The following is a 23,467-nucleotide window of genomic DNA, read 5'->3' on the forward strand; positions in this document are numbered from 1 at the left end:
TCCAATCAAAGGTTTAGCGTACGATGGATATGATCTTGATTTCAGGCCAGTATGCCCTGCTCACGCTCTTCTTCGTGGTGCAGATCGCCTACAGCCTCAGCCTCGGGCTGAACTTCTTCTTCGCCAGCCTGCCGACGAACATGGTGACGCAGGCAGACATCGATGCGGTGACGGAGGAGGAATGCCCCTTCATCGTTCTCTTCTATCCGGTTCTGCGCGAGCTGGAAGGAACGATGCGCACGACCTTCACCTCGCTCTCGCAGCTTCGCTACCCGAAGCATCGCTACAAGGTCGTGGCGATCCCCAACGAGAACGACTACGAGACGGTGGCTTCGCTCCGCCGTCTCAAGCAGGAATTCTCCTTCCTCGAAATCGTCGAGGTGCCGCCGACCACGCATCCGAGCTGGCAGGCGGTCTGGGACGGCTGGGATTCCACGCGGAAAGCCTATTGGTGGCATGAGGGGCATCGCGCCTACAATCGCGACCTGCCGCCGAAGAAGACCCGCCAGCTGGTCTATGCCTTCTATAACGTCGCCAAAAAATTCGAGGGCCGCGAGGACTTCCTGGTCAACTATATCGATGCCGACAGCTGCCCGCCCGCCGATCACTTCCTGGCCGGTGCCGCCGGCATGAAGAAATACGATGTTCTGCAGGCGCAGAACATCGCCGGCAATCTCAACGAGAGCATGGCGGCGACCTGGCACGCAGCCGATCACATGTCGTGGGACGGGCTCACCTACCCGCACCTGACCGCGAACGGCCGTCAGCCCTATTGGGTGCTGGGCAAGGGTCTGTTCTTCCGCGCCTCGGACCTGATCGAACTCGGCGGCTTCCACCCGTGGATCACCATCGAGGATCCCGAGGTCGGCATGCGGTTCTGGACCAACGGCCGCAAGCTCGGCGTCATCGAAAATCCGCTGATCGAAGAAGTGCCCTCGACGCTGATGCACGGCATCACGCAGCGCAAGCGCTGGGTCTGCGGCTTCTTCCAGAGCCTGACGTCGCCGCTGACGTCGATGGGCATGACCCGCTGGCAGAAATTCCGCGCCTGGCTGAATTTCCTGCCGTGCCTGTCAATGTCGATCAACACGATTGGCATCCCGATCGGGATATGGGCGATGTGGCAGTATTTCAGCGGACAGGGCAATCTGCCGGCCGCGGCCGCCATCTTCCCAATCCTCAATCTCAGCATGTTCTCGCTGCTGCTGCTGCGTCTCTACATCAGCGTCTGGACGCGCAGCAAACTGGTCGCCGAGAGCGTCTGGACGAGGGTCTGGTACCTCGTGCGCATCAATCCGGTATCGCTGATGGTCTGGTGGCTGATCTGGCTCATCCCGCTCTACATCGGGCTGCGCATGTACATCAAGGATCAGGGCCTCGTCTGGGAGCGCACGGTCAAGACCAACGCAAACGAAGACCTCATCATGACGCAAATCGCGGCGGAATGACCCGCAATCAACCTCAATGTAAGGAGTAGGGAAAATGACGAAAGGGCATGTACTGGTAACAGGTGGCGCCGGCTTCATCGGATCGCACCTTGTCGATTATCTCCTCGGGCGCGGCTTCGAAGTCACCGTTCTCGATTGCCTGCTGGATCAGGTCCACGGCGATGCCGAAAAGGACGCACAGGGCTGGCCGGTTTACCTCAACAAGAAGGCCAAGCGCATCAAGGGCAACATCCTCGATGACGGCGTCTTCGAGGCGAGCCTGACGGGCATCACCCACCTCGCCCACCTTGCGGCCTCGGTCGGCGTCGGTCAGAGCATGACCAACATCGTCGAATATACCCGCAACAACACGATGGCAGCAGCCGTCATCCTCGAAGTTCTCTCGAGAATGCCGCTTGATGCCTCCGGCAACCATCCGATCAAGCGCATGGTCGTCGCCTCCTCGATGTCGATCTATGGCGAAGGCGAATACGAGATCGAAGGCACCGGTGACAGCACAGCGCCCGAGCTGCGCAGCCATGAGCAGCTGGCCGAACGCAGCTGGGAGCTCTTTACCGGCGATGGCGCCAAGCTCATCCCGATCCCCACGACTGAGAAGAAGCTGCTTCAGCCGGCCTCCATCTATGCCGTCAACAAGCGCGACCACGAGGAGATGTTCCTCTCCGTCGGTCGCGCGCTGAACATCCCTACCTCGGCGCTGCGTCTGTTCAACGCCTATGGCTCGCGCCAGGCGCTGAGCAACCCCTATACCGGCGTCGCCGCCATCTTCATCTCCCGCCTTCTCAACGACCAGCCTCCGCTGGTTTTCGAAGACGGCGAGCAGAAGCGCGACTTCGTCCATGTCATGGATGTTGCAAATGCATTCGCGACGATCCTCGAGAGCGACAAGCGCGTCTGGGACGTGTTCAACGTCGGCAGCGGCAAGTCGATCACCGTCAATGACATTGCCCGGACGCTCGCCCGCCTGCTGCAGAAGAATATCGCTCCCGATATCCTCCAGAAGTACCGCGTCGGCGACATCCGCCACTGCTTCGCAGACATCAGCAAAATCCGCGATGTCTTCGGTGTAACGCCGCAGCGCGACTTCGAGGAAGGGATGGCCGAATTGATCGAATGGGTCAAGACAGCCAAGAAGCCGGTAGACAAGACGGCGGTCAGCATGGCCGAACTCAGCAGCAGCAAGCTGATGGTCTGACGCCTGCGGGAGCCGGTCCGCCGGCTCCCCTTTCAGCCGATGCGCGCCGCGGAAAACGCGGTGTTCATCGCGTAATAGAGCTCCTTTGGCCGCATGTCGTTGTCGAAGGGCAGACCGCGATTGCTCGACGTCGCGGCACCCTTGACGTCACGGCGCTTGTATTCGTCCGAGTTGAGCCAGGAGAGACCGTCCGACAGCCCCCAGGAGGTAATGCCTTTGACCGCGGGGACTTCGAGCACGATGTCCAGATAGCGGCGAACCTCGTCCGACACCTTCCGGTCACGCACCGCCTTGGGCACGCTGAGATCAGCTTCCTGAACATCCAGCTCCGACACGAAGATCTCCAGCCCCAGATCGGCCGCCGCCTCCAGGAACGGCTTGATCGTGCTGCGCTTCACCCTGCCCTTGGTGAGATCGAGATGCGCCTGAACGCCGAGGCCATCGAAAGGCAACCCTGCCCGCTTCAGCCGCTCGAGAAGCCGCAGCACCGCGACGCGGCGCGCGGCATCGACGGGGTTGTCGTATTCGAGGCTGTATTCATTGATCAGGAATTTGGCCTGCGGCGCATGTTGCCGGGCCTCGGCCAGCACTCGCTCGACATAGTCGGGGCCGAAAGTCTTGTAGAAGATGTTGCGGCGAAGACTGTCGCTTTCGGCAGTGTCGACGACCTCGTTCAGCAGATCCCAACGGCCGATCCTGCCGCCGAAATGCGAGAGCACTGCCTGCATGTAAGTCGAGATGACGGACCAGTCGCCCGGGTTGGCGGCCATATGTTCCATCGCCCAGGGCGGTACGCTTTGGCCCCAGAGCAGCGTGTGGCCATGCACCGCGATGCCGCTTTCGCTTGCCATGCCGATCAGCTCGTCGACCGGCTGGAAATTATAGGCGCCGCGGTTCCATTCTAGCGCTGCCCATTTCAGATCGATCTCCGGCGTCACGGCGCCGCAATTCTGCAGCACCGCGTTGCGCAAAGCCGAACGCTCGCGCAGCTGGTCGATCCTGACGGCCGTGCCGAAATACCTGCCCTGCGGCGCGAGATGGGCGTTCAAACCGGACATAGCAGGGCTCCATGCCGTGGCTGCCGCACGCGGAAAGGCAGCGGCTGCGGCTACCGCCGCCAGCCCCGTCAGCATCGATCGCCTGCCAAACTGCCGTGTCATCGCAAGATGCTCCACCTGATCGCGGAGCATCTTCGGTTTCTTCCGTTATTTATTCGCTAATTTAGGCATGCCTTTATTCGCGGTATTCGGCGAAATACTTGCTATCAATACTGCCGAATCTTGCTGGCGACGCTCTGCAGTGTCTTGAACCCTTCATAGCGAGCCGTATGCGTGGCTGCATGGGCGCCACCGGCGGGAGCAAAAGTCGTATCGACGGCCGTCAGTCCGGTCATTGCCTCGCGGACATCGCTAAACAGCCCTGCCGCGACCGAACCCAGGATCGCCGCCCCCAGCAGCACCGGCTCGTCCGCCTTGGTGGCGATGACGGGCTTACCGCTGGCATCGGCGAGCAGCTGGCGCACGAAGTCATGTTGGCCCGCTCCGCCGCTGATGACGATGTTTTCGACGCTGACGCCTGCGGCGGCCTGCGTATCGACAATCTGCCTGAGGCCATAGCCGATGCCGCAGAGGCCGGCGATGTAGAGCGAGACGAGATTGTCGAGATCCCGTTCCATGCCGAGACCGGTGATGACGGCCCGCGCATGCGGATCGGCGAAGGGCGCGCGGTTGCCGAGGAATTCCGGCACGACGTGCAGCCCCTTGGCGAGCGCTACGGCGTCCGATGCGGAAGAAACCTTCCTCGCCGCCTGATCCGCCAGGAAGACGGGGAGCGGCACACCGGCGCTCTTGGCCCGCTCCTTCGCTTCGCCTGCAGCCGGGTGGAAGGAGAGAAGCTGGTCGATCGCAGCACCGGCAGCACTCTGGCCGCCTTCGTTGAGCCAGAGCCCCGGGACCATGGCGGAATAATACGGTCCCCAAACGCCTGGCACGAAAGCCGGCTCCGAGGTCGATGTCATGGTACAGGAGGAGGTGCCGAAGACATAGGCGAGATTGGCCTGCGGGCCGCTGCCGATCCCGACCGTGCCGATGCCGCCTGCGTGAGCGTCGATCAGGCCGGCGGCGACCGCCGTACCGACAGGCAATCCAAGCTCTTCCGCCGCTGCGGCCGTTAGTCCATCGCCAAGCGGCGAACCGGGCTCGACGATCGTCTGGCCGATGCGGAGGAAGTTCTCGTCCGCCAGAGCGCCGAGGCCGATCTCTTCGAAATAGCCAGCATCCCAGCGCTTCTCATGGGCCAGATAGGTCCATTTGCAGGTGACGGTGCAGGTCGAGCGCGACAGGTCGCCGGTCGCTCGCCACGTCAGGAAATCGGCGAGATCGAAGAACTGCCAGGCTTTGTCAAAAATCTCGGGACGGTTTTCCTTCAGCCAGAGCAGCTTCGGCGTTTCCATCTCAGGCGAAATCTTGCCGCCGACATAGCGCAGCACATCATGACCAAGCGCATTGATGCGCTCCGCCTGCGGAACGGCGCGGTGGTCCATCCAGACGATGATGTCCCGCTCGGGGTTTTCCGAGGGGCCGACGGGAAGCGGCTTGCCGCCCTCGCCGAGCACGACGAGCGAACAAGTGGCATCGAAGCCGAGGCCGACGACCGAGGCCGGATCGACACCGGCCAGCGACACCGCTTCGCGCACGGAGGCACAGACCGCCGTCCAGATCTCCGTGCTCGACTGCTCGACCATCGAGCCCGGCTCATGGAACAGCGTGATATCCCGCTTGGCGGAAGCCAGCATCCGGCCGGTGAGGTCGAACAGTCCGGCGCGGGCACTGCCGGTGCCGACATCGACGCCGATGACGTGTTTGGCACCCGCTTGCGGCGTGTGAGATGTTTCGCTCATGGTCTCTCGTTTCGGTCAGGCGGAACAGGGTCGATCGCGGCCCTTGAGCGGGCCTTGCGATGTTCAGAGATCGACGCTGTTCGGCAAAATCACCAGATCGCGGATCGTCACGTTGCGCGGACGCGACAGCATGAAGAGCACGGCGTCGGCCACTTCCTTCGGCTGCATCAGGCTGCCATTGGCAAGCGCCTCGTCGAGCTTGGCCTTCGGCCAGTCGTCGAGCAGAGCCGTCACCACCGGACCCGGCAGAACCGCGCCGACGCGCACGCCATGCGGCGCCACCTGGCGGCGGGTGGAGTGGACGAAGGCCTGTACCGCGAATTTCGAGGCCGTGTAGATCGGCTCCCATACGACGGGCACCATGCCGGCGATCGAGCTCGTAAACAGGATGTCGCCCGACTTCTGCTCGATCATGTGCGGCAGGACCGCATGAACCGAACGGAAGGCGGCGTTGATGTTGAGGTTCAGCATCCGGTCCCAGGCATCGGGATCACCCTCGGCCACCTGTCCGCCGATATAGGCGCCGGCGTTAGCATGGAAGATGTCGAGCCGCCCGGCAATCTCCAGGATGCGCGGCAGCATGCCGGAAACTTGCTTGCCGTCGAGCAGATCGACGACCAGCGGCAAAGCGCCCTCGCCGATCTCCTTGCAGAGCGCCTCGAGCTTGTCCTTGGCGCGGTCGACGAGCACAACGGTTGCGCCTTCCGCATGCAGGGTGCGGGCGCATTCCAGCCCGATACCCGATGCGGCACCCGTGATGGCGGCAACCTTGCCCTTCATCAATCCAGTCATGGCAAATACTCCTTCATAAAATGCGGATCAGGCGCGGCCGTGGCTCACACGTGAGCGGCGGGCAAGCGAGTCGACGATGACGGCGATTGCAAGAACGGCGCCGGTGATCATGTAGCGCAGCGACGAGCTGAGATTGAGAAGCGTCAGGCCGTTGGAAATGGCCTGGATGACGATGATGCCGAGCAGTGCGGAATAGGCGCTGCCGCGTCCGCCGAAGAGGCTGGTACCGCCGATGACGGCAGCCGCGATGGCGTTCAGGTTGACGTCGCCGGTGCCCGCCTGCTGGCTGGACGAGGCAAGACGCGAGGCGGACAGGATGCCGCCGATCGTTGCCAGCGTCGAGCAGAGCACGAAGGCGCTTAGATAGATCCGGCGGACGTTGATGCCGGCACGGCGCGCCGCCTCACGATTGCCGCCGACGGCAAACATCGAGCGGCCCCATTGCGTGCGCGTCAGCGCGTAGTTGAGGATGACGGCGATCGCGACGAACAGGCCGAACATCCACGGCACGCCGCGGCCGAGATTGAGATAATAGGCGGCGAATTCCAGCGCTGCGGTCAGGACCACAGCCTTGACGACCAGCGCGCCGAGCGGCGCCTGCGAAAGGTTGACGGACTGGCGCTGCTGGCGCTTGCGCAAGCCGTTGACGATCAAGATCAGACCGGGCAGCAGCGCGAGCAGATGCGAAAGCCATGCCGGCATGACGAGGATCTGGCCGAAGCGGACGAGCGACGAGGCGAAGGGCAGATTGATGCTGCCTGTCGGGCCGAGGATATAGAGCTGCATGCCGAGCAGTGCCAGCAGACCGGCCAGCGTCGCGACGAAGCTCGGCATTCCCAGCCTGTTATAAAGCACGGCGTAGAGCGAGCCGACGACGATGCCGGCGACGATGGCGACGGCGATCGCCAGCGGCAGCGGCCAGCCGGTATTGACCCAGAGGACGCCGAGAATTGCCGAGGAAAGACCGCTCATCGACCCGACCGAGAGGTCGATTTCGCCGAGCATCAGCACGCAGACGATGCCAAGCGAGATGACGCCGACCGTTGCACAGTCGAACAGCAGGTTGACGAGGTTGTTCGGGGCGAGGAAGACGGGATTGAGGATCGAGAATACCGTCGAGATGACGATCAGGCCGACGACAACCGGCAGCATGCCGAGATCGCCCGAACGGACACGATCGAAAAAGGCCTTGATCATGGCGCCGATGCTGTCGTCGTGACGGACGCGCTCGTCGCTGCGGTCGAGTGCGGCAGCCGGTGCTGCCGTGGATGGTTTCTGGCTCATGCCGGGCTCCCGCTGTTTTCCTGGGCCGTGCTGCTCTTGCGCTCGAGGCGCCGGGATACGGAGTTTTCCGTCGCGCCGGTGATGGAGGCGACGAGTTCCTGGTTGGATGCATCGGGCGTGAAGACGCCGTTGTTGCGGCCGAGACGGAGAACGACGATGCGGTCCGCGACCGCGCGCACGTCTTCCATGTTGTGGCTGATGATGATGACGCCGAGACCGCGTTCGCGCACCCGCTCGATCAGGTTCAGCACTTCGGCCGTCTGCGCCACGCCGAGTGCGGCAGTCGGCTCGTCGAGCATGATGATCTTCGGGTCGAGCAGCAGCGAGCGGGCGATCGCGACCGTCTGGCGCTGACCGCCGGAGAGCGAGGCGATCGGCTCACGTACCGAGGGGATGCGGGCGGCGAGTTCGCGGAGCAGCGTCCAGGCGCGCACTTCCATCGCCACCTCGTCGAGGCTCCACGGCGACAGTTCGTGGCCGAGGAACAGATTGGCGACGACATCGAGATTTTCGCAGAGCGCCAGATCCTGGAAAACCGTGGCGATACCGAGCTCGAGCGCTTTGCCGGGACTGTCGAGCGTGACGTTCTGGCCGCAGAATTCGATACTGCCCGACGACGGCTGATGCACGCCGGCGAGAACCTTGACGAGCGTCGATTTGCCGGCGCCGTTGTCGCCGACCAGCGCCACGACCTCGCCTGCCTTGACCTCAAGGTCGATATCGGTCAGCGCCGAAACCGCGCCGAAATTCTTGGAAACATTGCTGAGCCGGAGGATCGTCTGTCCCTTCTCCGGCATACCCTTAACGGTAACCATTGGCTGAAGCCCTTCTTGCCCGGGAAACGTCCGGCCGCGGCGATCGCGGCCGGACACTATAGGCAGATTTAGTTGGTGATGCCGAGCTTCTTGCAGCCGTCGGCATATTCGCCGGTGCAGATCTGATCAGCTGTCTGGATCTTCTTGTCGAAGATTTCAGCCTTGATGTTTTCCTGCGTCACGACGGCAGGAATGAACAGTTCGGACGGCGTCTTGTAGAGCGTCGTCTTCGCTTCCGGCGTCTCACCCTTCAGCATCTGCACGGCCACCTTGGCAGCCGCTGCCGCAACGATTTCGGAAGGCTTCGAGATCGTGTTGTACTGATCGCCTGAAATGATCAGCTGCAGCGCAGCGATCGTTGCGTCATTGCCGGTGATCGGCGGAACCGGCTTGACGCCAGCAGCCTTGAATGCGGCAATTGCGCCACCGCCGGTGCCGTCATTGGCGGCCACGACGCCCTTGATGTCGGCGCCGAAGCGGGTGATCTGGCCGGCAGCCCATTCCTGAGCCTTCGGCGGCGCCCATTCCGGCGTGTCATATTCGGCGAGCGTCTTGTAGGCGGATTCCTTCAGGCCGCGATGAATGCCGTCGCGGATGAGGCCGGCAGCCGCATCGGTCGGCGAGCCGTTGATCTGCAGAACGCCTGCGCCATCGGCAACGCCTTCCTTCTTCAGGTGCTCGACGAGCGACTTGGCGATCGCGTAGCCGATACCTTCGTTATCGAAGGAAACGTAGAAGTCGGCCGGCTTGTCGGGGATCGGGCGGTCGTAGGCGATGACCTTGACGCCCTGCGACTGGGCGATCTCGACGAGACCGGCAGCTGCGGCGGAATCGACCGGGTCAAGCACGATCACCTTGGCGCCCTGGGCGATCACGGAATTGAACTGCTGCTGCTGAAGCGAGGCATCGGCATTGGCGTTCTGATAGACGACGGTGCACTTGGCGCAGAGCTTTTCCATTTCGGCCTTGAAGCCCGGGAAGTCATGCTGCTCGTAGCGCGTCGATGCCTGGTCGGGCATCAGGAAGGCAACGGTGGACGCCTCCTGTGCGGAAGCCGCACCGGCAAAGCCCATGACGACGGTCGCCGAGGCCAAAAGCAAATTGCGATAGTTCATTTTCTCCTCCTTGGTGTGTTCGAAAACAGGCCCAGGCATTGCTGCCAGTCGCCACGGTTACCGCGCATTCGCCACCGTCCCCGCCGCCCCGTGAAAAGGCAAAGCGAAACACCCCTGCGAAAGGACCCGGAGTCCGCAGCTTCTTAGAAATACCTCCCTGCGCCGGCAACGAGGCCAGCTTGTAACATCGATTGCGCAAGCTTGCTCAATCGATGAAGCAAGAATTGCCACTTCTCTCGATTGGTGTCAAGTTACGTCGAAATGGAGAAGCAAATTTTGAATCACGTAAAGCAGGCCAAGAGGACGACGATCTACGATCTGGCGGAGCTCGCAGGGACCTCCGCCAGCGCCGTCAGCGCCGTTCTCAATGGCAATTGGAAGAAGCGCCGGATCAGCACTCAGCTTGCCGAAAAGATCATGAAAATCGCCGAGGAACAGGGCTATGCGCTGAACATGCAGGCAAGCCTTCTAAGGCGCGAAAAGTCCCACATCATCGGCATGCTCGTGCCGAAATACGATAACCGCTACTTCGGCTCGATCGTCGAACTGTTCGAAGACATGGCGCGCGCCCGCGGCCTTTTTCCGATCATCACCTGCACCCGCCGCGATCCCGAACTGGAGATCGAAGCAGCGCGTACGATGCTGTCCTACCAGGTCGAATGCCTGATCGCGACGGGCGCAACCGACCCCGATAAAATCACGGAGATGTGCGCGGCTGCCGGCGTTCGCAGCCTCAATCTCGACCTTCCCGGCGCCCTTGCTCCATCTGTCATCTCCGACAATTTCGCCGGCGCGCGCGAACTGACGCGCCGCATCCTGATGAATTGCGAGGAACGGCTCGGCAAGAAGGAGCCGCTGCTCTTCATCGGCGGCCGCGGCAGCGATCACAATACCGCTGAGCGTATCCGCGGCTTCCGCCAGGCGCATGCCGATCTTGGCGTCGCGGTCGAGGAGGATCACATCCTCGCCTGCGGCTATGCCCCTGAGAAAGCTGAGAAAGCGTTGGATGATCTCGCCATGAAGGGCAATGCGCTGGCCCGCGGCATGTTCGTCAATTCGACCATCTCGCTTGAAGGCGTCATCCGCTGGATCCGCCGCTCCGGCCATCTCGACGACCGCAATCTCGTGCTCGGCTGCTTCGACTGGGATCCCTTCGTCACCCTGCTCGGCAACGGCATCGAGATGGTACGCCAGGATGTGCCGGGTATGCTGACCAAGGTCTTCGAGCTCATCGAATCAGGCTCGAACAAGCCGGGAATCATCCAGGTTCCGCCGCTGATCCCCGAGCGGGCCTAGCGTCCCGCTACACCACCGTCTCGCCGCCATCGACGACGAGGATCTGGCCGGTCATGTAGGATGACCGGTCGGAGACGAGGAAGAGGATCGGCTCGGCGATCTCCGAGACATCGGCCCAGCGGCCGAGCGGCACCTTGTCGGCAATGTAGCTCTCGATGGCGCCGCGTCCACCCATCTGCGCGATGAAGGGCTCGTTGAACGGCGTATCGACCCAACCCGGGCAGAGCGCATTCACGCGGATGCCGAATTTGGCGTAGTCGCCGGCCATCTGCCGGGTCATGGCGATGACCGCGTGTTTCGTCGTCGTATAGGCGATCATCTCGCGGTCGTAGAGCACGCCCGAGGAGGATGAGGTGTTGAGGATGACGCCCTTGCCGGCCTTCTTCATGATCGGCATCACCAGCCGCGAAGCCATGAAATGCGCCCGCACATTCAGTCCCCAGGACCGGTCGAACCCGTCGATGGTCACCTGCTCCAGATCGCCTGCCACCTGCGCGCCGGCATGATTGTGGAGAATGTCGATGCGGCCGTGGCGCAGCACGACGGCGGCAATGCCGCTTTCCAGCGCCTTGTCATCCGTGACGTCGACCACCAGGCTTTCGGCGCTGCCGCCGGCCTCGGCGATCTGGCTGACCGTCTCCTCCGCATTCATGAAATCGATATCGGCGGCGATCACATGGGCGCCCTCGCGGGCCATGATCAGCGCCCCTGCCCGGCCGATGCCGGAGCCCGCCCCGGTGACGATTGCAACGCGATCCCTAAGTATCATGGCATTTCCCCGGTCAGTTTGTCGTTGTCTTTTCGCGCATCAGGAAGCGCGCGATGAGAATGAGGGCGAGCGAGGCGATCAGCACCATCGTCGCGATCGCATTGATCTCCGGCGTGACGCCGCGGCGGATCGAGGCGAAGACATAGATCGGCAATGTCGTGTTCGACCCGGCGACGAAGAAGGCGATGATGAAATCGTCGAAGGAGAAGGTGAAGGCGAGCAGGAAGCCGGCAAGGATCGACGGCATGATCTGCGGCAGCACGATTTGCCGGAACGTTGTGAGCGGCGTCGCATAAAGATCGCTCGACGCCTCGACGATATCCCGGCCAAGGCTGGCGATCCGGGCTTTGACGATCATCGTCACCAGCGCCATCGTGAAGAGGCCATGCGCGGCGATGATCGAGCCGTAGCCGAGCGCCAGCTTCGGCGGCTGGTCACCCGGCCAGATGGCGGCGATGACGGGATTGACGAAACCGAAGACCTCGACGAGTGCCACCAGCGTCGCGATGCCGATGACGACGCCGGGCACGACGATCGCCGCGGCAAACAGCCCGTCGAAAACCGCGCGCATCCGGGTGCCCAGCCGCTCCATGCCGATCGCCGCCATGGTTCCGAAGATTGCCGCAAGCCCGGCGCTGGTGAAGGCGATGATCAGGCTGTTCTGCAGCGCTTCCATCAGGAAGGTGTTCGAGAGCGCCCGCCCATACCACTCCGTCGAGAAGCCGACGAACTCGCTGGCATTGCGCCCGGAGTTGAACGAGAACAGCACGACCAGCGCGATCGGCGTGTAGAGGAACAGATAGACGAAGGTGACCAGCGCGCGCATCAGACGAGATCCACCTGACGGGTGCCGGCGACACGCCAGGCAATACGCATCGCAACCAGCAGAATGACGACGACGACGGCCACCAGTGTCACCGCAATCGCAGAACCGAACGGCCAGTTGCGCGACTGCAGGAAGAGATCGACGAGCGCATTGCCGATGAAGAACACCTTGCCGCCGCCGAGAAGCTGCGGAATGAGATATTCGCCAAGCAGCAGGATGGTCACCAGCGCCACGCCGGTCATCACGCCGGGTAGCGACAGGGGCAAGGTTATCCCGAAGAAGGTCGAGACGGGCTTAGCGCCGAGGTCGGCAGAAGCCTCCAGCAGGCGCCGGTCGAGCTTTTCGAGCGAAACATAGATCGGCATGATCATCAGCGGCAGGTAGCCGTAGACAATGCCGAGCAGCACGGCGCCCGGCGTATTGATCAGCCGGACGTTCTCGATGCCGACGAATTCAAGGAGGTGCGGAATGCCGCGGGCGCCGAGCAGGTACATCCACGCATAGGTGCGGACGAGAAGGCTGGTCCAGAACGGCACGACGACCAGCGATACCAGCAACAGGCGCCGCTTCGGGCTTGCTTTGACGGCAAGATAATAGGCGACGGGATAGGCAACGAGCAGGCACGCAGCAGCCCCGATCGGCGCCAGGATCAGCGTGTTGACGAAGGCCGCAGAGCGCGAGCCGAGATTGGCGAACTGCGCGAAGGTGAACGCCGCCTGATACCCGCCCTCCGGCGCCCGCTCGCCGAAAGCGAAGACGATGATGGCGATGAAGGGCAGGACGAGAAAGACGAACAGCCAGATGCTGGCCGGTCCGACAAGGGCAGCAGTAACAAGGCGCCGTTTCGTGGCAAGGGTCAGGGGCATACGTCTGTTTCCGCAGCGTCGGGCTCCGGTCCCCGCGAAGGGACCGGAGCTCTCAACGAAGATTAGGCCGACTTGAAGCGCGCCATCAGCTCGGCGCGGCCCGGATCGGTGAGCGTTACGGCGGCGCCGAATTCCAGCGGCGTCAGGGCCGCCTCGTCCGGATAGACGATCTTGTTCGAGGTGATGTCCTTCGGCAGCAGCGCGATGACGCGGCTGTCCGTCGTCGGCGCGCCGTTGGCGATATGCTCCTTCACCGCGTTCTGAGGATCCATGAGATAGTTGAGGAGCGCATAGCCGGCCGCCTTGTTCGGCGCGTCCTTGGGGATCGCGTAATAGTCAGTCCAGATTTCGCCGCCGTCGGTGCCGAGCACATAGGCGAGCTCCGGCATGTCGCGGTTCAGCTGCGCGCCGTCATTGGTCCAGCACATGGTCAGCCACGCATCGGTGGAGCGCATCGACGGCTGGTAGTCGGAATTGATGGCGAAGAGATGCGGCTTGACCTTGATCAGCAGCTCCTCGGCCTTGGCAAGCTCGTCAGCCTTGATCGAATTGAAGTCGTAACCAAGCGAAACCAGCGCACTGCCGATCGTCGTCAGCTGGTAGTCATGCACCATCGTGCGGCCGTCGCCTTCGGTCTGGGCGATCTCGAAGAAGTCCTTCCAGCTCGAAAGCTTGGTCTTGATCTTCGAGGTATTGACCGAGAAGCCAGTCGTGCCCCAGTTCTTCGGCACGGCATAGGTCTTGCCGTCGATCTGGCCTTCCTTGGTGAAGCGCGGGCTTTCGGTCGCCTGGCTGAAATTCGGGATCTTGGAGAGATCCAGCTCGTCGATCAGGCCGAGCTTGTGATGGGTCGAGATCGTGTAGTTGGTCGGCACAAACAGCGACCAGCCGGAGGCGCCCGCCTGCAGCTTCGCCAGCATTTCCTCGTTCGAGCCGAAGACGTTGACCTCGACGGCAACGCCGGTTGCGGCCTTGAAATTCTCGAAGGTTGCCGGGTCGTGGTAGTTCGGCCATGTGGCGATCGACATCTGCGTGCCGAGCTCGCCGGCGGCATAAGCGGGCGTCGACAGTGCGCCCGGGAAGCGCGACATGACGGCGGTCGCGAGACCGAGGCCGGTGACGCCGAGGAAGTGGCGGCGGCTGACGGAGCCACGCTTCAGGCGCATGAATTCGTCTATGAAGCCTTCGGCGGAGATCGGGAGATTGTCCTTATAATCCTTGCTCATGATGCTGTTCCCTTGTTTTGGTTTATGCATTCGATGCTGGAAAGACATGGATGGTGGATGGGTCGAAGCCGAGGAATACCTCCTCGCCCGGCTCCACGAGATCGCTCTCGTTCATGCTGCGGCGGTCGGCGGTGATCAGGAAATCGCCGAGGCCCGGAACGCTGACGGCATATTCCGCCGACGAGCCCAGAAAGATCCGGTGCGTGACCGTGCCCTTGAACGCGGCGCCGCCGATAGCCTGCCCGCGCGTCAGGCGGATCGCCTCGGGACGAAGGGCGGCAATCGCCTGGCCGGGCGCCAGCTGCTTGCCGGATGCGATCGCCGAGCCGTCAGCGAGCCGCAGCGTCGTGCCATCGGCCTCCATCGTCGCGGCGATCCGGTTGGTCTTGCCGACGAAATCGGCGACGAAGAGATCGGCCGGACGGTCGTAGACCTCCTGCGGCGAGCCGAGCTGGCGGATCTGCCCGGCGCTCATGACGCAGACGATATCGGCCATCGATAACGCTTCTTCCTGATCGTGGGTGACGAGCACGAAGGTGATGCCGAGTTCGCGCTGCAGCGTCTGCAGTTCGATCTGCATCGCCGAGCGCAGCTTCTTGTCGAGGGCCGCAAGCGGCTCGTCGAGCAGCAGAACGGACGGGCGGTTGACGATGGCGCGCGCCAGCGCCACGCGCTGCTGCTGGCCGCCGGACATTTCATGGATGCGGCGCTTCGCAAAGCCGCCGAGGCGCACCATTTCCAGCGCTTCCGCCACCCGGCGGTCGATCTCGCGCGCCTCGATCTTCGGGCGCATCTGCTTCAGCCCGTAGGCGACATTCTGCTCGACATTGAAATGCGGAAACAGCGCGTAGTGCTGGAACACCATATTCACGGGGCGGCGGTAGGCCGGGACGCCGTTCATCTCCCGCCCGTCGATCAGCACTGTGCCCTCGCTCGGCTGCTCGAAGCCGCCGATCATGCGCAGGCACGTCGTCTTGCCGCAGCCGGAAGGGCCAAGCAGAGCCAGGAAGGCACCCTTGGGCACATTAAAATTGATGTCCGTTACGGCGGTCACGGCGCCATAGTTCTTGGTGACCGAACGGAATTCGATATCGTTCGTCGAAGCGGATGCCACGTCTGTTCCCTGCGGTTGGTTTGGAATTGGCAGTCTTTGCTGCCTTATTGCCACCGTCGTTAAGGAAAGAGTAAGCCTGAGCTTCCGGCGCGGTATATACCCCGAGAGAGGTATTTAAGCGGATAAAGCTTCGTGGAAGGTGTATATGGGGATGCGCAGAATTTCGCGCCGGCGGCAGAGGGAGACCGTCACATGAGCACCGATCTGGAAGCCTTGTTCGGCGCCTTCAACGCTACGGTCGGCAGGCCTGCCATGGCTGATGCCGAGTTCGGCGAGACCTTCCGGCAGATGATGGCGGCGCTGGTGCGCTTCGATTACGTCGTGGTCTTCGCCTATCGCGGCAAGGAACGGCCGATCGACCTCTACTCCACCTTCGATGCCGAAGAGCATGTGGTCTTCGTCACGCTCTACCAGGCCGGTCCCTACCTGCTCGACCCCTTCTACCATACGGCCAGGGAGCGGCGCGAAGGCGTGCTCAGGATGCGCGAACTTGCGCCGGACCGCTTCTTCTCCAGTGAATATTACCGCACCTATTACGTTCAGACGGGGCTCGCCGAAGAGATCGGTTTTTTCATCAATGCCGACAAGGACATAACCATCGTCCTGTCGCTGATGCGGCGCGAGAAGACCGGCGCCTTTCCGCCGGCCGATTTCGCGACGCTGAAGAAAGCAGAACCGCTGATCGCCAATATGGTGCGGCACTACTGGGCGGGCCTTGCCCCGCGCTTCGACGCGCAACTTGCAGCCGGCGGAAAGAAACACCGCAAGACCGGCGGCAACCCGAACCTTGCCCCGGCCGATACCGTGTGGCGGGACCTCAATCTGACGAGCCGCGAGACCGCGATCGTCGATCTTGTGCTGCAGGGCCATTCATCCGAGTCTATCGGGTTGAAGCTCAATATCTCGACAGGCACGGTGAAGGTCCACCGCCGCAACGTCTACCGCAAGCTCGGGATTTCCTCGCAGACGCAGCTTCTGTCGATCTATTTCAAGAACCTGCTGCCTTCCGGCTGAGCCGCAATCGTCTGTGCGACGGCGACAAGTCCCGCAACCGGCGAAGGCTCGTCGGAGGCCGCGTCGTAGATGCAGGATGCGGCGAGAACATTGGCTGTCAGGATGCCGATGATGATGAATTTCATGGGATGCTCCAGGGACGAGGCAAAGGCCTCGTCCCGTTTGTTCGTACTGGCGATCAGACGATATTCAGTTCGACATTGATGTTGCCGCGCGTCGCCTTCGAATAGGGGCAGGTCTGGTGCGCTTCCTGAACAAGCTCGCGCGCCAGCTCGGCGTCGATACCGGGAAGACTGACATTCAGGCGAGCCTGGAGGAAATAGGCACCGTCGGTCTGGCCGAGATCGACTTCGGCGTCGACGGCAGTTTCCGCCGGAAGACGGATCTTACGCTTTCCGGCGGCAAGGCCGATCGCGCCGATGAAGCAGGCCGACCAGCCGGCAGCGAAGAGCTGCTCCGGATTGGTGCCCGGACGGCCGCTGCCGGGAGGCGAGAGCTTGACATCCAGTGCGCGGTCGCTGCTCTGCGCAGCACCCTCGCGGCCACCGGTGGTGTGGGTCTTGCCGGTATAGAGAACCTTTTCGATCGTGGTCATGTGACACTCCTTGGTTTCTGCCGCGCGACGCGGCTTCAGTTGACGGGGAGTGTTTTGACCCGGCGACGTATCCGGCATGTTTCCCGGATGTACGGGATTTGTAACGAAGCTTAGCAGGCGCCAGAAGTGATACGAGCCGCTACAACAAGCGGCTCGCTTTTCAGTGGATCACCAGCTCGGCCGCTAGGCCACCGCCGTCGCGGTTATAGAGGCGCATCGTCCCGCCGATTGCCGCCGTCAGCTGCTGCGCGATCGCAAGCCCGAGACCGGAACCGCCGGTCTCGCGGTTTCGCGATTGCTCGAGACGGAAGAAGGGCTGCATGGCCGCCTCGATCTGATCGCCGGGAATACCCGGGCCGCGATCCATGACGGTGATGGCGATCGCCCCCTCTTCTCTGCGCTCGACGCTCACCTCGGCCGCGCCGCCGAATTTCAGGGCATTATCGATGAAGTTCGACAGGATGCGGCGTAGCGCATGCGGCTTGGTGGAAGCGGTGCCGCTGACAAGCCCAAGGATCGACACGGGCTTTCCGGTATCCTGATAGTCGTAGCAAAGGCTCTCGATGAAGGACGCGAGGTCGATGCGCGAGAGTTTCTCGCCATTTCCGTGCGAGCTGCGGGCATAGGCGATCCCGTCCTGAACCAGCCGCTCGATCTCGCCGATATCGTGCAGAAGCTTGGTTCGTTCAGGGGATTCGTCCGCCATGTCGGCGCGCAGCCGCATGCGGGTGATCGGCGTCTGCAGATCATGGGAAATCGCTGCGAGGATCTGCACGCGCTCTTCGAGATAATGGGCGATACGGTCGCGCATCGCGTTGAAGGCCCGCGCGGCATGCGCCACCTCGCTCGGGCCGCTGTCGCTCATCACCTCGCCCTTCTTGTTCGGATCGAGCGCATCGGCGGCGGCGGCCAGATCGGCGAGCGGACGCGTCGCCTGGCGAACGGCAAGCCAGGTCAGGAGAACGATGAGCAGCATCTGCACGACGAAGACATAAGGCAGCCAGCCGGCAAGCGGCATGATGCCCCTCGGCGTGATGTCGATCGTCAGCGGCGTGCCGTCGGTTAACGTCAGATGCGCCTGCAGGCGCGTGACGTCGCCGGGGATCGCTTCCATGCGAATCGGAAAGCGATGGCCGATCGCATCGCTGATGGTCGCCGCAATCTCGCCGCCGCGTGTTGAATGATCGGGAACACCCGGCAGGCCCGGGCCGAGCACGAAACGATAGTTGCCGCGGCTCAGGGGATCGGTCAGATCCGCCCGCTGATCCGCCGGCAACCGGTCGAGCACGGCGATCGAGGTCGCTACGTCGCTCTCCAGCGTGCCGAGCATGACGGCCTTTGCCGACATCATGCGCTCGGCATAGAGCACGCTGAACGACAGACCATAGGCGATCGCGAGGCCGAGGAGCAGGATGATGGCAATGCGCGAGCGCAGCGTACTCGGCCAGACGCGCCCGAACGTTGCAAGGGTAGCCACGCTCATTGCCGCAACTCCGAAATCTCGATCGGCACGGAGAAAACGTAGCCCTCGCTGCGGACGGTCTTGATATAGATCGGCTCGCGTGCATCGTCGCCCAGCCGTTGCCGCAGGCGGCTGACGAGCAGGTCTATCGACCGGTCGAAGAGCTCGGCATCGCGTCCCTGGGTGAGGTTCAGCAGCTGATCGCGGTTGAGAACCCGCTGCGGGTGATCGATGAAAACGCGCAGGAGCCGGTACTCGGCGCCGCTCAGCGCAATCGTCGTGCCCTCCTTGTCCAGCAGGTGGCGCGCGACCGTGTCCAGACGCCAGTCGCCGAAGCTCAGCATCTGGCCGGCCTCGCTCACCTGGAAATTCGGCGGTAGCATCCGCGTCCGGCGCAGAACGGCCTTGATGCGCGCAAGCAGTTCGCGCGCCGCGAAAGGCTTCGGCAGATAATCGTCCGCGCCCATTTCGAGCCCGAGAATGCGGTCCATCTCGTCGCTGCGCGCCGTCAGCATCAGGATCGGCGTCGCCTTGTGTTTGCCGGCGCGCAGTTCGCGGCACAACACGAGGCCGTCGTCCCCCGGCATCATCACGTCGAGGATGATCAAGTCGACCGCATTGGCTTCGAGAAAGCTCCGCATCTGGCGCCCGTCGGCAACGGCGGTGGCGCGCAGCCCGTTCTTCTTCAGATAGCTCGAAACGAGCTCGCGGATTTCCCTGTCGTCATCGACGATCAGGATATGGTCGACATGCTCCATGGTGCTTTCAGCAACCTCCAATGCGGGCAGTCCGCACCGTCCGGCTGACATCTCAGGCAGCAGGATGGTGCGGGATTCGTGACAACCTATATTCGATCTAGAAACGATCAACATCCAGGATCGCCTGCGCGAAGGCTTCCGGCGCTTCCTGCGGCAGATTGTGACCGATACCGCCCGAGATCGTGCGGTGTTCGTAGCGTCCCGAGAACTTCGCGGCATAGGCCGAGGGTTCCGGATGCGGCGCACCATTGGCGTCGCCTTCCATGGTGATGGTCGGGATCGAGATGACCGGACCCTTGGCCAGCACGGCTTCATAGGCATCGTACTTTGCCTCGCCCTTCACCAGTCCGAGGCGCCAGCGGTAATTGTGGATAACGATCGCCACATGATCGGGATTGTCGAAAGCGTCGGCCGAGCGGTTGAAGGTTTCGTCGTCGAAATTCCAGGTCGGCGATGCGGTATGCCAGATCAGCTTCGAGAACTCGCGGCGGTTGGCGTCGTAGCCCTGACGGCCGCGCTCGGTGGCGAAATAGAACTGATACCACCAAGCAAGCTCGGCCTTCGGCGGAAGCGGCTTCTTGTTGGCTTCCTGGCTGCCGATCAGATAGCCGCTGACGGAGACCATCGCCTTGCAGCGCTCCGGCCAGAGGGCCGCCATGATATTGACGGTGCGGCCGCCCCAATCATAGCCGCCGACGATCGCCTTCTCGATATGAAGCGCATCCATCAGCGCGATCATGTCGGCGGCGAGTGCGGCCTGCTGGCCGTTGCGCTTGGTCTTTTCCGAGACGAAGCGCGTGGTGCCGTAGCCGCGTAGATAGGGAATGATCACCCGGTAGCCCTGGGCAGCAAGGCGGGGCGCCACATCGGCGAAACTGTAGATATCATAGGGCCAGCCATGCAGCAGGAGGACGGCCGGACCATCGGCGGGACCTTCCTCGGCATAGCCGATATCAAGCACGCCGGCGCGGATCTGCTTCAAGGCCGAAAAGCCGTTGCCGCTTGCCTTCACGGCGGCGGAAGCCGGCGCCGCGGCCTGCGCAGCACTTGCGACGCTGCCGATACCGAACTCGACGGCTGCGACGGTCATGGCGGCTACACCAAAGAAGCGGCGGCGCTGGTGGTTGATTTCTTCGGACATTGTTTTCTCTCCATCTCCTGAACTGTTGATGATGAGCAAGAGATAGTCCGGATGTATCCCCGATGTGTCGCGGACCACGGTTTTATGCATGCCTTTGTAGCTTGGAGGCCTGCAGATACATTCCGATACAATTCGCTGCAGCCCGCTACATTGCGGTACATTTCTGCCGGATATCAGACACACCCGGGATACGTCGCCCCTTCAGTTTCGCAGCATCGCTGGCAAAGGCCACGAGCAACCAAGCGGAAGGAACCGACCATGACGCTTCTCATCATTGCCTATCTCGGAGGCGCGCTGACGATCCTCAGCCCCTGCATCCTCCCCATCCTGCCCTTCGTCTTCGCCCGCGCGGGCCAGCCCTTCTTCAGAAGCACGCTGCCGATGCTGGCAGGCATGGCCAGTACTTTTGCGCTAGTCGCCACACTGGCGGCCGTCGGCGGCAGCTGGGCGATCAACGCCAATGAATATGGACGGCTTGCCGCTCTATTGCTGCTCGCCATCTTCGGCGTCAGCCTGCTCTCGCCGCGCGTTGCCGGCGGCATCACCCAGCCCGTCGTCGATTTCGGCAACAGGCTGCTCAATGCCTCGGGCAATGGCGCCACCGCCTCTCCGGCAAGCTCACTGCTTCTCGGTGTTGCGACAGGCCTGCTCTGGGCGCCCTGCGCCGGGCCGATCCTCGGCCTGGTACTGACGGGTGCTGCCCTCCAGGGCGCCAATCTGCAGACGACCTTTCTGTTGCTGGCCTATGCCGCCGGTGCGGCCAGCTCGCTTGCGACAGCGCTTCTCGTCGGTGGCCGTGTCTTTGCTGCCATGAAGCGGTCGCTCGGCGTCAGCGAACGGATCCGCCAGGCGCTGGGTGCTGCCGTTCTCGCCGGTGTCACCGTCATTGCGCTCGGCCTCGATACCAGCCTGCTGTCGCGCTTCTCCTATGCCAGCACCACCACTCTGGAACAGGCCGTCCTCGACCGTCTGCACGTCAAGCCGCAGGCCGGTCCCGAAATTGCCAGCAACGGCGCGATGATCGATACCGTCGCCGACACAGGGCAACCGTTCAAGAGCGATCTGCCGGTCGTAGGCCCTGCCCCGTCGCTCGATGGCGCCGTGCAGTGGCTGAATTCCGGGCCGCTCACCAAGGAGGCGCTTCGCGGCAAGGTCGTGCTCGTCGATTTCTGGACCTATTCCTGCATCAACTGCATCCGCACCACGCCTTATGTCCGCGCCTGGGCCGAGAAGTACGCAGACAAGGGCCTCGTCGTCATCGGCGTCCACGCTCCGGAATTCGCCTTCGAGAAGAACATCGACAATGTCCGCAAGGCGGTTGGCGATTTCGGCATCAAGTATCCCGTTGCCATCGATAACGACTACAAGATCTGGCGCGCCTTCCAGAACAACTACTGGCCAGCTCACTATCTGATCGATGCCAATGGGCAGATCCGCTACACCCATTTCGGCGAGGGCAACTACCGCCAGACCGAAAAGGCAATCCAGGACCTGCTGCACGAGGCCGGAAGCCAGATGGCTTCGAGCGCCGCCGTCACACCCGATGCCAAGGGCGCGGAGGCAAGCCCGGACCTGCGTCATGTCCGCTCCGGCGAGACCTATATCGGCTACCAGCAGGCCTCGAACTTCGCTTCCCCCGGCGGTCTAGCAGCGGACACCCCGCGCGACTACAGCGCAGGCTCCCTCGGCCTGAACCAATGGGGTCTTTCAGGGCGCTGGACCGTGGGTCCGGAAGCCGCCAGCCTCGATGCCGCCGATGGCGGCATCAGCTACCACTTCAGCGCCCGCGACCTGCATCTCGTTCTCGGACCCGGAGCTAACGGCAAGCCGGTTCGTTTCCAGGTGACGGTCGACGGCAAGGCGCCGGGCGCCAATCATGGCACCGATATCGACGAGAGCGGCAACGGCATCGTCACGTCGACAAAGCTCTACCAGCTGGTCCGGCAGAGCGGCGAGGTCGAGGCTCGCAACTTCGAAATCCGCTTCCTCGATCCCGGCGTCGCCGCCTACGCCTTCACCTTCGGCTGACCATCAATCCGCATTTCCCAACCCAAAAAAGGAGTTTCTTCCATGACCAACCGCACGCTTTCCACCGTCGCTCTCGCCTTCGCAATCAGCGCCGCCGCCTTCACCGCCCAGGCGGCCGAGATCAAGAATATCGTCATCGTCCACGGCGCTCTCGCTGACGGATCGGGCTGGCAGAAGGCCACCGAGATCCTCGAAAAGCGCGGCTTCAACGTCACCATCGTCCAGGAGCCGATCACCTCGCTCGCCGACGACGTCGCCGCCACCAACCGCGTCCTCGACCTGCAGAGCGGTCCATCCCTCCTCGTCGGCCACAGCTATGGCGGCATGGTCATCACCGAAGCAGGAAACCGGCCCGATGTCGCGGCCCTCGTCTATGTCGCGGCTTTCCAGCCGGACAAGGGCGAAAGTCTGATCGGCCTCGCAAGCTCGAAACCGGCGGGCGGCATGAACATCAGGGAGACCAAGGACGGCAAGTATCTCTACCTCGATCCCGCGGCCTTCGCCGCCGACTTTGCCGCCGACCTGCCGAAGGACGAGGCAGCCTTCATGGCAAAGTCGCAGGTCTTCGCCGCCAAGGAAGCCTTTGCCGCTAAGATCGCCGATCCCGCCTGGCGCGCGAAGAAGAGCTGGACCGTCGTCGCGACAGAAGATCGCTCCATCAATCCCGACCTGGAGCGGGATATGGCGAAGCGCGCCGGGAGCAAGGTGACGGAGATCAAGGCGAGCCACGCCGTCTTCGCATCGCAAGCGCAGAAAGTCGCGGAAGTGATTGAAGAGGCTGCGAAAGAGGCAGGTAAGTAAATGGTGGGGCGGCGGGTGAACAG

General features: G+C 62.7%; 22 protein-coding genes. 6 read left to right on the forward strand and 16 right to left on the reverse strand.

What is annotated here, in order from left to right:
• Window positions 1-23 precede the first annotated feature (23 nt).
• Window positions 24-1,448, forward strand: coding sequence for a glycosyltransferase family 2 protein (locus ACQZ5H_RS14675; protein WP_449098138.1), 1,425 nt, complete (start codon window positions 24-26; stop codon window positions 1,446-1,448).
• Window positions 1,449-1,482: 34 nt separating this feature from the next.
• Complete coding sequence (locus ACQZ5H_RS14680) at window positions 1,483-2,643, forward strand: NAD-dependent epimerase/dehydratase family protein (RefSeq protein WP_449098139.1); 1,161 nt, start codon at window positions 1,483-1,485, stop codon at window positions 2,641-2,643.
• A 32-nt stretch (window positions 2,644-2,675) separates the two neighbouring features.
• Here ACQZ5H_RS14680 and ACQZ5H_RS14685 read toward each other — a convergent pair whose 3' ends face one another.
• The 6 genes from ACQZ5H_RS14685 to ACQZ5H_RS14710 all read right to left on the reverse strand — a co-directional run bounded on the left by ACQZ5H_RS14685 (window position 2,676) and on the right by ACQZ5H_RS14710 (window position 9,548).
• Window positions 2,676-3,803, reverse strand: a complete 1,128-nt coding sequence (locus ACQZ5H_RS14685; protein ID WP_449098140.1) for an endo-1,4-beta-xylanase — start codon at window positions 3,801-3,803, stop codon at window positions 2,676-2,678.
• A 104-nt stretch (window positions 3,804-3,907) separates the two neighbouring features.
• Complete coding sequence (locus ACQZ5H_RS14690) at window positions 3,908-5,542, reverse strand: FGGY-family carbohydrate kinase (RefSeq protein WP_449098141.1); 1,635 nt, start codon at window positions 5,540-5,542, stop codon at window positions 3,908-3,910.
• 63 nt (window positions 5,543-5,605) lie between these two features.
• Entirely contained in the window at window positions 5,606-6,334 is a 729-nt protein-coding gene (locus ACQZ5H_RS14695) for an SDR family oxidoreductase (RefSeq protein ID WP_199628156.1), read from the reverse strand.
• A gap of 27 nt (window positions 6,335-6,361) precedes the next feature.
• Window positions 6,362-7,618 carry a sugar ABC transporter permease gene (locus ACQZ5H_RS14700; RefSeq protein WP_130281355.1) on the reverse strand — a complete coding sequence of 419 codons (1,257 nt, stop codon included), beginning with the start codon at window positions 7,616-7,618 and terminating at the stop codon, window positions 6,362-6,364.
• Entirely contained in the window at window positions 7,615-8,433 is an 819-nt protein-coding gene (locus ACQZ5H_RS14705; protein WP_449098142.1) for an ATP-binding cassette domain-containing protein, read from the reverse strand. The genes ACQZ5H_RS14700 and ACQZ5H_RS14705 overlap by 4 nt, the downstream gene beginning before the upstream one ends.
• Before the next feature lie 68 nt (window positions 8,434-8,501).
• On the reverse strand, window positions 8,502-9,548 hold the full coding sequence (locus ACQZ5H_RS14710) for an ABC transporter substrate-binding protein (protein ID WP_112711050.1): 1,047 nt from the start codon (window positions 9,546-9,548) through the stop codon (window positions 8,502-8,504).
• A gap of 276 nt (window positions 9,549-9,824) precedes the next feature.
• Here ACQZ5H_RS14710 and ACQZ5H_RS14715 point away from each other — a divergent pair, with 276 nt between their 5' ends.
• Entirely contained in the window at window positions 9,825-10,844 is a 1,020-nt protein-coding gene (locus tag ACQZ5H_RS14715) for a LacI family DNA-binding transcriptional regulator (RefSeq protein ID WP_203430776.1), read from the forward strand.
• Window positions 10,845-10,851: 7 nt separating this feature from the next.
• On the opposite strand, the gene ACQZ5H_RS14720 is transcribed toward ACQZ5H_RS14715, so the two are convergent.
• The 5 genes from ACQZ5H_RS14720 to ACQZ5H_RS14740 form a co-directional block, all read right to left on the reverse strand.
• Complete coding sequence (locus ACQZ5H_RS14720) at window positions 10,852-11,613, reverse strand: SDR family NAD(P)-dependent oxidoreductase (protein WP_130281359.1); 762 nt, start codon at window positions 11,611-11,613, stop codon at window positions 10,852-10,854.
• Between the two features lie 13 nt (window positions 11,614-11,626).
• Window positions 11,627-12,439, reverse strand: a complete 813-nt coding sequence (locus tag ACQZ5H_RS14725) for an ABC transporter permease (protein ID WP_449098143.1) — start codon at window positions 12,437-12,439, stop codon at window positions 11,627-11,629.
• On the reverse strand, window positions 12,439-13,305 hold the full coding sequence (locus ACQZ5H_RS14730; protein WP_112711054.1) for an ABC transporter permease: 867 nt from the start codon (window positions 13,303-13,305) through the stop codon (window positions 12,439-12,441). Before ACQZ5H_RS14730 ends, ACQZ5H_RS14725 begins: the two co-directional genes overlap by 1 nt.
• Before the next feature lie 62 nt (window positions 13,306-13,367).
• Entirely contained in the window at window positions 13,368-14,531 is a 1,164-nt protein-coding gene (locus tag ACQZ5H_RS14735; RefSeq protein ID WP_449098144.1) for a polyamine ABC transporter substrate-binding protein, read from the reverse strand.
• Window positions 14,532-14,553: 22 nt separating this feature from the next.
• Window positions 14,554-15,645 (reverse strand): ABC transporter ATP-binding protein, encoded by a 1,092-nt coding sequence (locus tag ACQZ5H_RS14740; protein ID WP_449098145.1) that lies wholly within the window; start codon window positions 15,643-15,645, stop codon window positions 14,554-14,556.
• A gap of 192 nt (window positions 15,646-15,837) precedes the next feature.
• On the opposite strand from ACQZ5H_RS14740, the gene ACQZ5H_RS14745 reads away from it, so the two are divergent.
• Entirely contained in the window at window positions 15,838-16,659 is an 822-nt protein-coding gene (locus ACQZ5H_RS14745) for a LuxR C-terminal-related transcriptional regulator (protein ID WP_449098146.1), read from the forward strand.
• On the opposite strand, the gene ACQZ5H_RS14750 is transcribed toward ACQZ5H_RS14745, so the two are convergent.
• The 5 genes from ACQZ5H_RS14750 to ACQZ5H_RS14770 all read right to left on the reverse strand — a co-directional run bounded on the left by ACQZ5H_RS14750 (window position 16,629) and on the right by ACQZ5H_RS14770 (window position 20,615).
• On the reverse strand, window positions 16,629-16,784 hold the full coding sequence (locus ACQZ5H_RS14750) for a hypothetical protein (RefSeq protein WP_165402702.1): 156 nt from the start codon (window positions 16,782-16,784) through the stop codon (window positions 16,629-16,631). The genes ACQZ5H_RS14745 and ACQZ5H_RS14750 overlap by 31 nt on opposite strands.
• Window positions 16,785-16,837: 53 nt before the next feature.
• Window positions 16,838-17,254: an organic hydroperoxide resistance protein gene (locus ACQZ5H_RS14755; RefSeq protein WP_449098147.1), complete on the reverse strand. Its 417-nt coding sequence runs from the start codon at window positions 17,252-17,254 to the stop codon at window positions 16,838-16,840.
• Window positions 17,255-17,414: 160 nt separating this feature from the next.
• On the reverse strand, window positions 17,415-18,737 hold the full coding sequence (locus tag ACQZ5H_RS14760) for a sensor histidine kinase (protein WP_449098148.1): 1,323 nt from the start codon (window positions 18,735-18,737) through the stop codon (window positions 17,415-17,417).
• On the reverse strand, window positions 18,734-19,474 hold the full coding sequence (locus ACQZ5H_RS14765; RefSeq protein ID WP_112711060.1) for a response regulator: 741 nt from the start codon (window positions 19,472-19,474) through the stop codon (window positions 18,734-18,736). The genes ACQZ5H_RS14760 and ACQZ5H_RS14765 overlap by 4 nt, the downstream gene beginning before the upstream one ends.
• A 97-nt stretch (window positions 19,475-19,571) precedes the next feature.
• Window positions 19,572-20,615: an alpha/beta fold hydrolase gene (locus ACQZ5H_RS14770; RefSeq protein ID WP_449098149.1), complete on the reverse strand. Its 1,044-nt coding sequence runs from the start codon at window positions 20,613-20,615 to the stop codon at window positions 19,572-19,574.
• A 258-nt stretch (window positions 20,616-20,873) separates the two neighbouring features.
• On the opposite strand from ACQZ5H_RS14770, the gene ACQZ5H_RS14775 reads away from it, so the two are divergent.
• Both ACQZ5H_RS14775 and ACQZ5H_RS14780 read left to right on the forward strand, forming a co-directional pair.
• Window positions 20,874-22,643: a cytochrome c biogenesis protein DipZ gene (locus ACQZ5H_RS14775; RefSeq protein ID WP_449098150.1), complete on the forward strand. Its 1,770-nt coding sequence runs from the start codon at window positions 20,874-20,876 to the stop codon at window positions 22,641-22,643.
• 42 nt (window positions 22,644-22,685) lie between these two features.
• Window positions 22,686-23,444 carry an alpha/beta hydrolase gene (locus tag ACQZ5H_RS14780; protein ID WP_449098151.1) on the forward strand — a complete coding sequence of 253 codons (759 nt, stop codon included), beginning with the start codon at window positions 22,686-22,688 and terminating at the stop codon, window positions 23,442-23,444.
• The last annotated feature ends 23 nt before the right edge of the window (window positions 23,445-23,467 follow it).

It is taken from the genome of Rhizobium sp. 21-4511-3d (assembly GCF_053522545.1).

Bases quoted from the DNA above. Each gene is read 5' to 3' on its own strand.
- ACQZ5H_RS14675 (WP_449098138.1), top strand. From the start codon at position 24: ATGGATATGATCTTGATTTCAGGCCAGTATGCCCTGCTCACGCTCTTC.
- ACQZ5H_RS14680 (WP_449098139.1), top strand. From the start codon at position 1,483: ATGACGAAAGGGCATGTACTGGTAACAGGTGGCGCCGGCTTCATCGGA.
- ACQZ5H_RS14685 (WP_449098140.1), bottom strand. From the start codon at position 3,803: ATGACACGGCAGTTTGGCAGGCGATCGATGCTGACGGGGCTGGCGGCG.
- ACQZ5H_RS14690 (WP_449098141.1), bottom strand. From the start codon at position 5,542: ATGAGCGAAACATCTCACACGCCGCAAGCGGGTGCCAAACACGTCATC.
- ACQZ5H_RS14695 (WP_199628156.1), bottom strand. From the start codon at position 6,334: ATGACTGGATTGATGAAGGGCAAGGTTGCCGCCATCACGGGTGCCGCA.
- ACQZ5H_RS14700 (WP_130281355.1), bottom strand. From the start codon at position 7,618: ATGAGCCAGAAACCATCCACGGCAGCACCGGCTGCCGCACTCGACCGC.
- ACQZ5H_RS14705 (WP_449098142.1), bottom strand. From the start codon at position 8,433: ATGGTTACCGTTAAGGGTATGCCGGAGAAGGGACAGACGATCCTCCGG.
- ACQZ5H_RS14710 (WP_112711050.1), bottom strand. From the start codon at position 9,548: ATGAACTATCGCAATTTGCTTTTGGCCTCGGCGACCGTCGTCATGGGC.
- ACQZ5H_RS14720 (WP_130281359.1), bottom strand. From the start codon at position 11,613: ATGATACTTAGGGATCGCGTTGCAATCGTCACCGGGGCGGGCTCCGGC.
- ACQZ5H_RS14725 (WP_449098143.1), bottom strand. From the start codon at position 12,439: ATGCGCGCGCTGGTCACCTTCGTCTATCTGTTCCTCTACACGCCGATC.
- ACQZ5H_RS14730 (WP_112711054.1), bottom strand. From the start codon at position 13,305: ATGCCCCTGACCCTTGCCACGAAACGGCGCCTTGTTACTGCTGCCCTT.
- ACQZ5H_RS14735 (WP_449098144.1), bottom strand. From the start codon at position 14,531: ATGAGCAAGGATTATAAGGACAATCTCCCGATCTCCGCCGAAGGCTTC.
- ACQZ5H_RS14745 (WP_449098146.1), top strand. From the start codon at position 15,838: ATGAGCACCGATCTGGAAGCCTTGTTCGGCGCCTTCAACGCTACGGTC.
- ACQZ5H_RS14750 (WP_165402702.1), bottom strand. From the start codon at position 16,784: ATGAAATTCATCATCATCGGCATCCTGACAGCCAATGTTCTCGCCGCA.
- ACQZ5H_RS14755 (WP_449098147.1), bottom strand. From the start codon at position 17,254: ATGACCACGATCGAAAAGGTTCTCTATACCGGCAAGACCCACACCACC.
- ACQZ5H_RS14760 (WP_449098148.1), bottom strand. From the start codon at position 18,737: ATGAGCGTGGCTACCCTTGCAACGTTCGGGCGCGTCTGGCCGAGTACG.
- ACQZ5H_RS14765 (WP_112711060.1), bottom strand. From the start codon at position 19,474: ATGGAGCATGTCGACCATATCCTGATCGTCGATGACGACAGGGAAATC.
- ACQZ5H_RS14770 (WP_449098149.1), bottom strand. From the start codon at position 20,615: ATGTCCGAAGAAATCAACCACCAGCGCCGCCGCTTCTTTGGTGTAGCC.
- ACQZ5H_RS14775 (WP_449098150.1), top strand. From the start codon at position 20,874: ATGACGCTTCTCATCATTGCCTATCTCGGAGGCGCGCTGACGATCCTC.
- ACQZ5H_RS14780 (WP_449098151.1), top strand. From the start codon at position 22,686: ATGACCAACCGCACGCTTTCCACCGTCGCTCTCGCCTTCGCAATCAGC.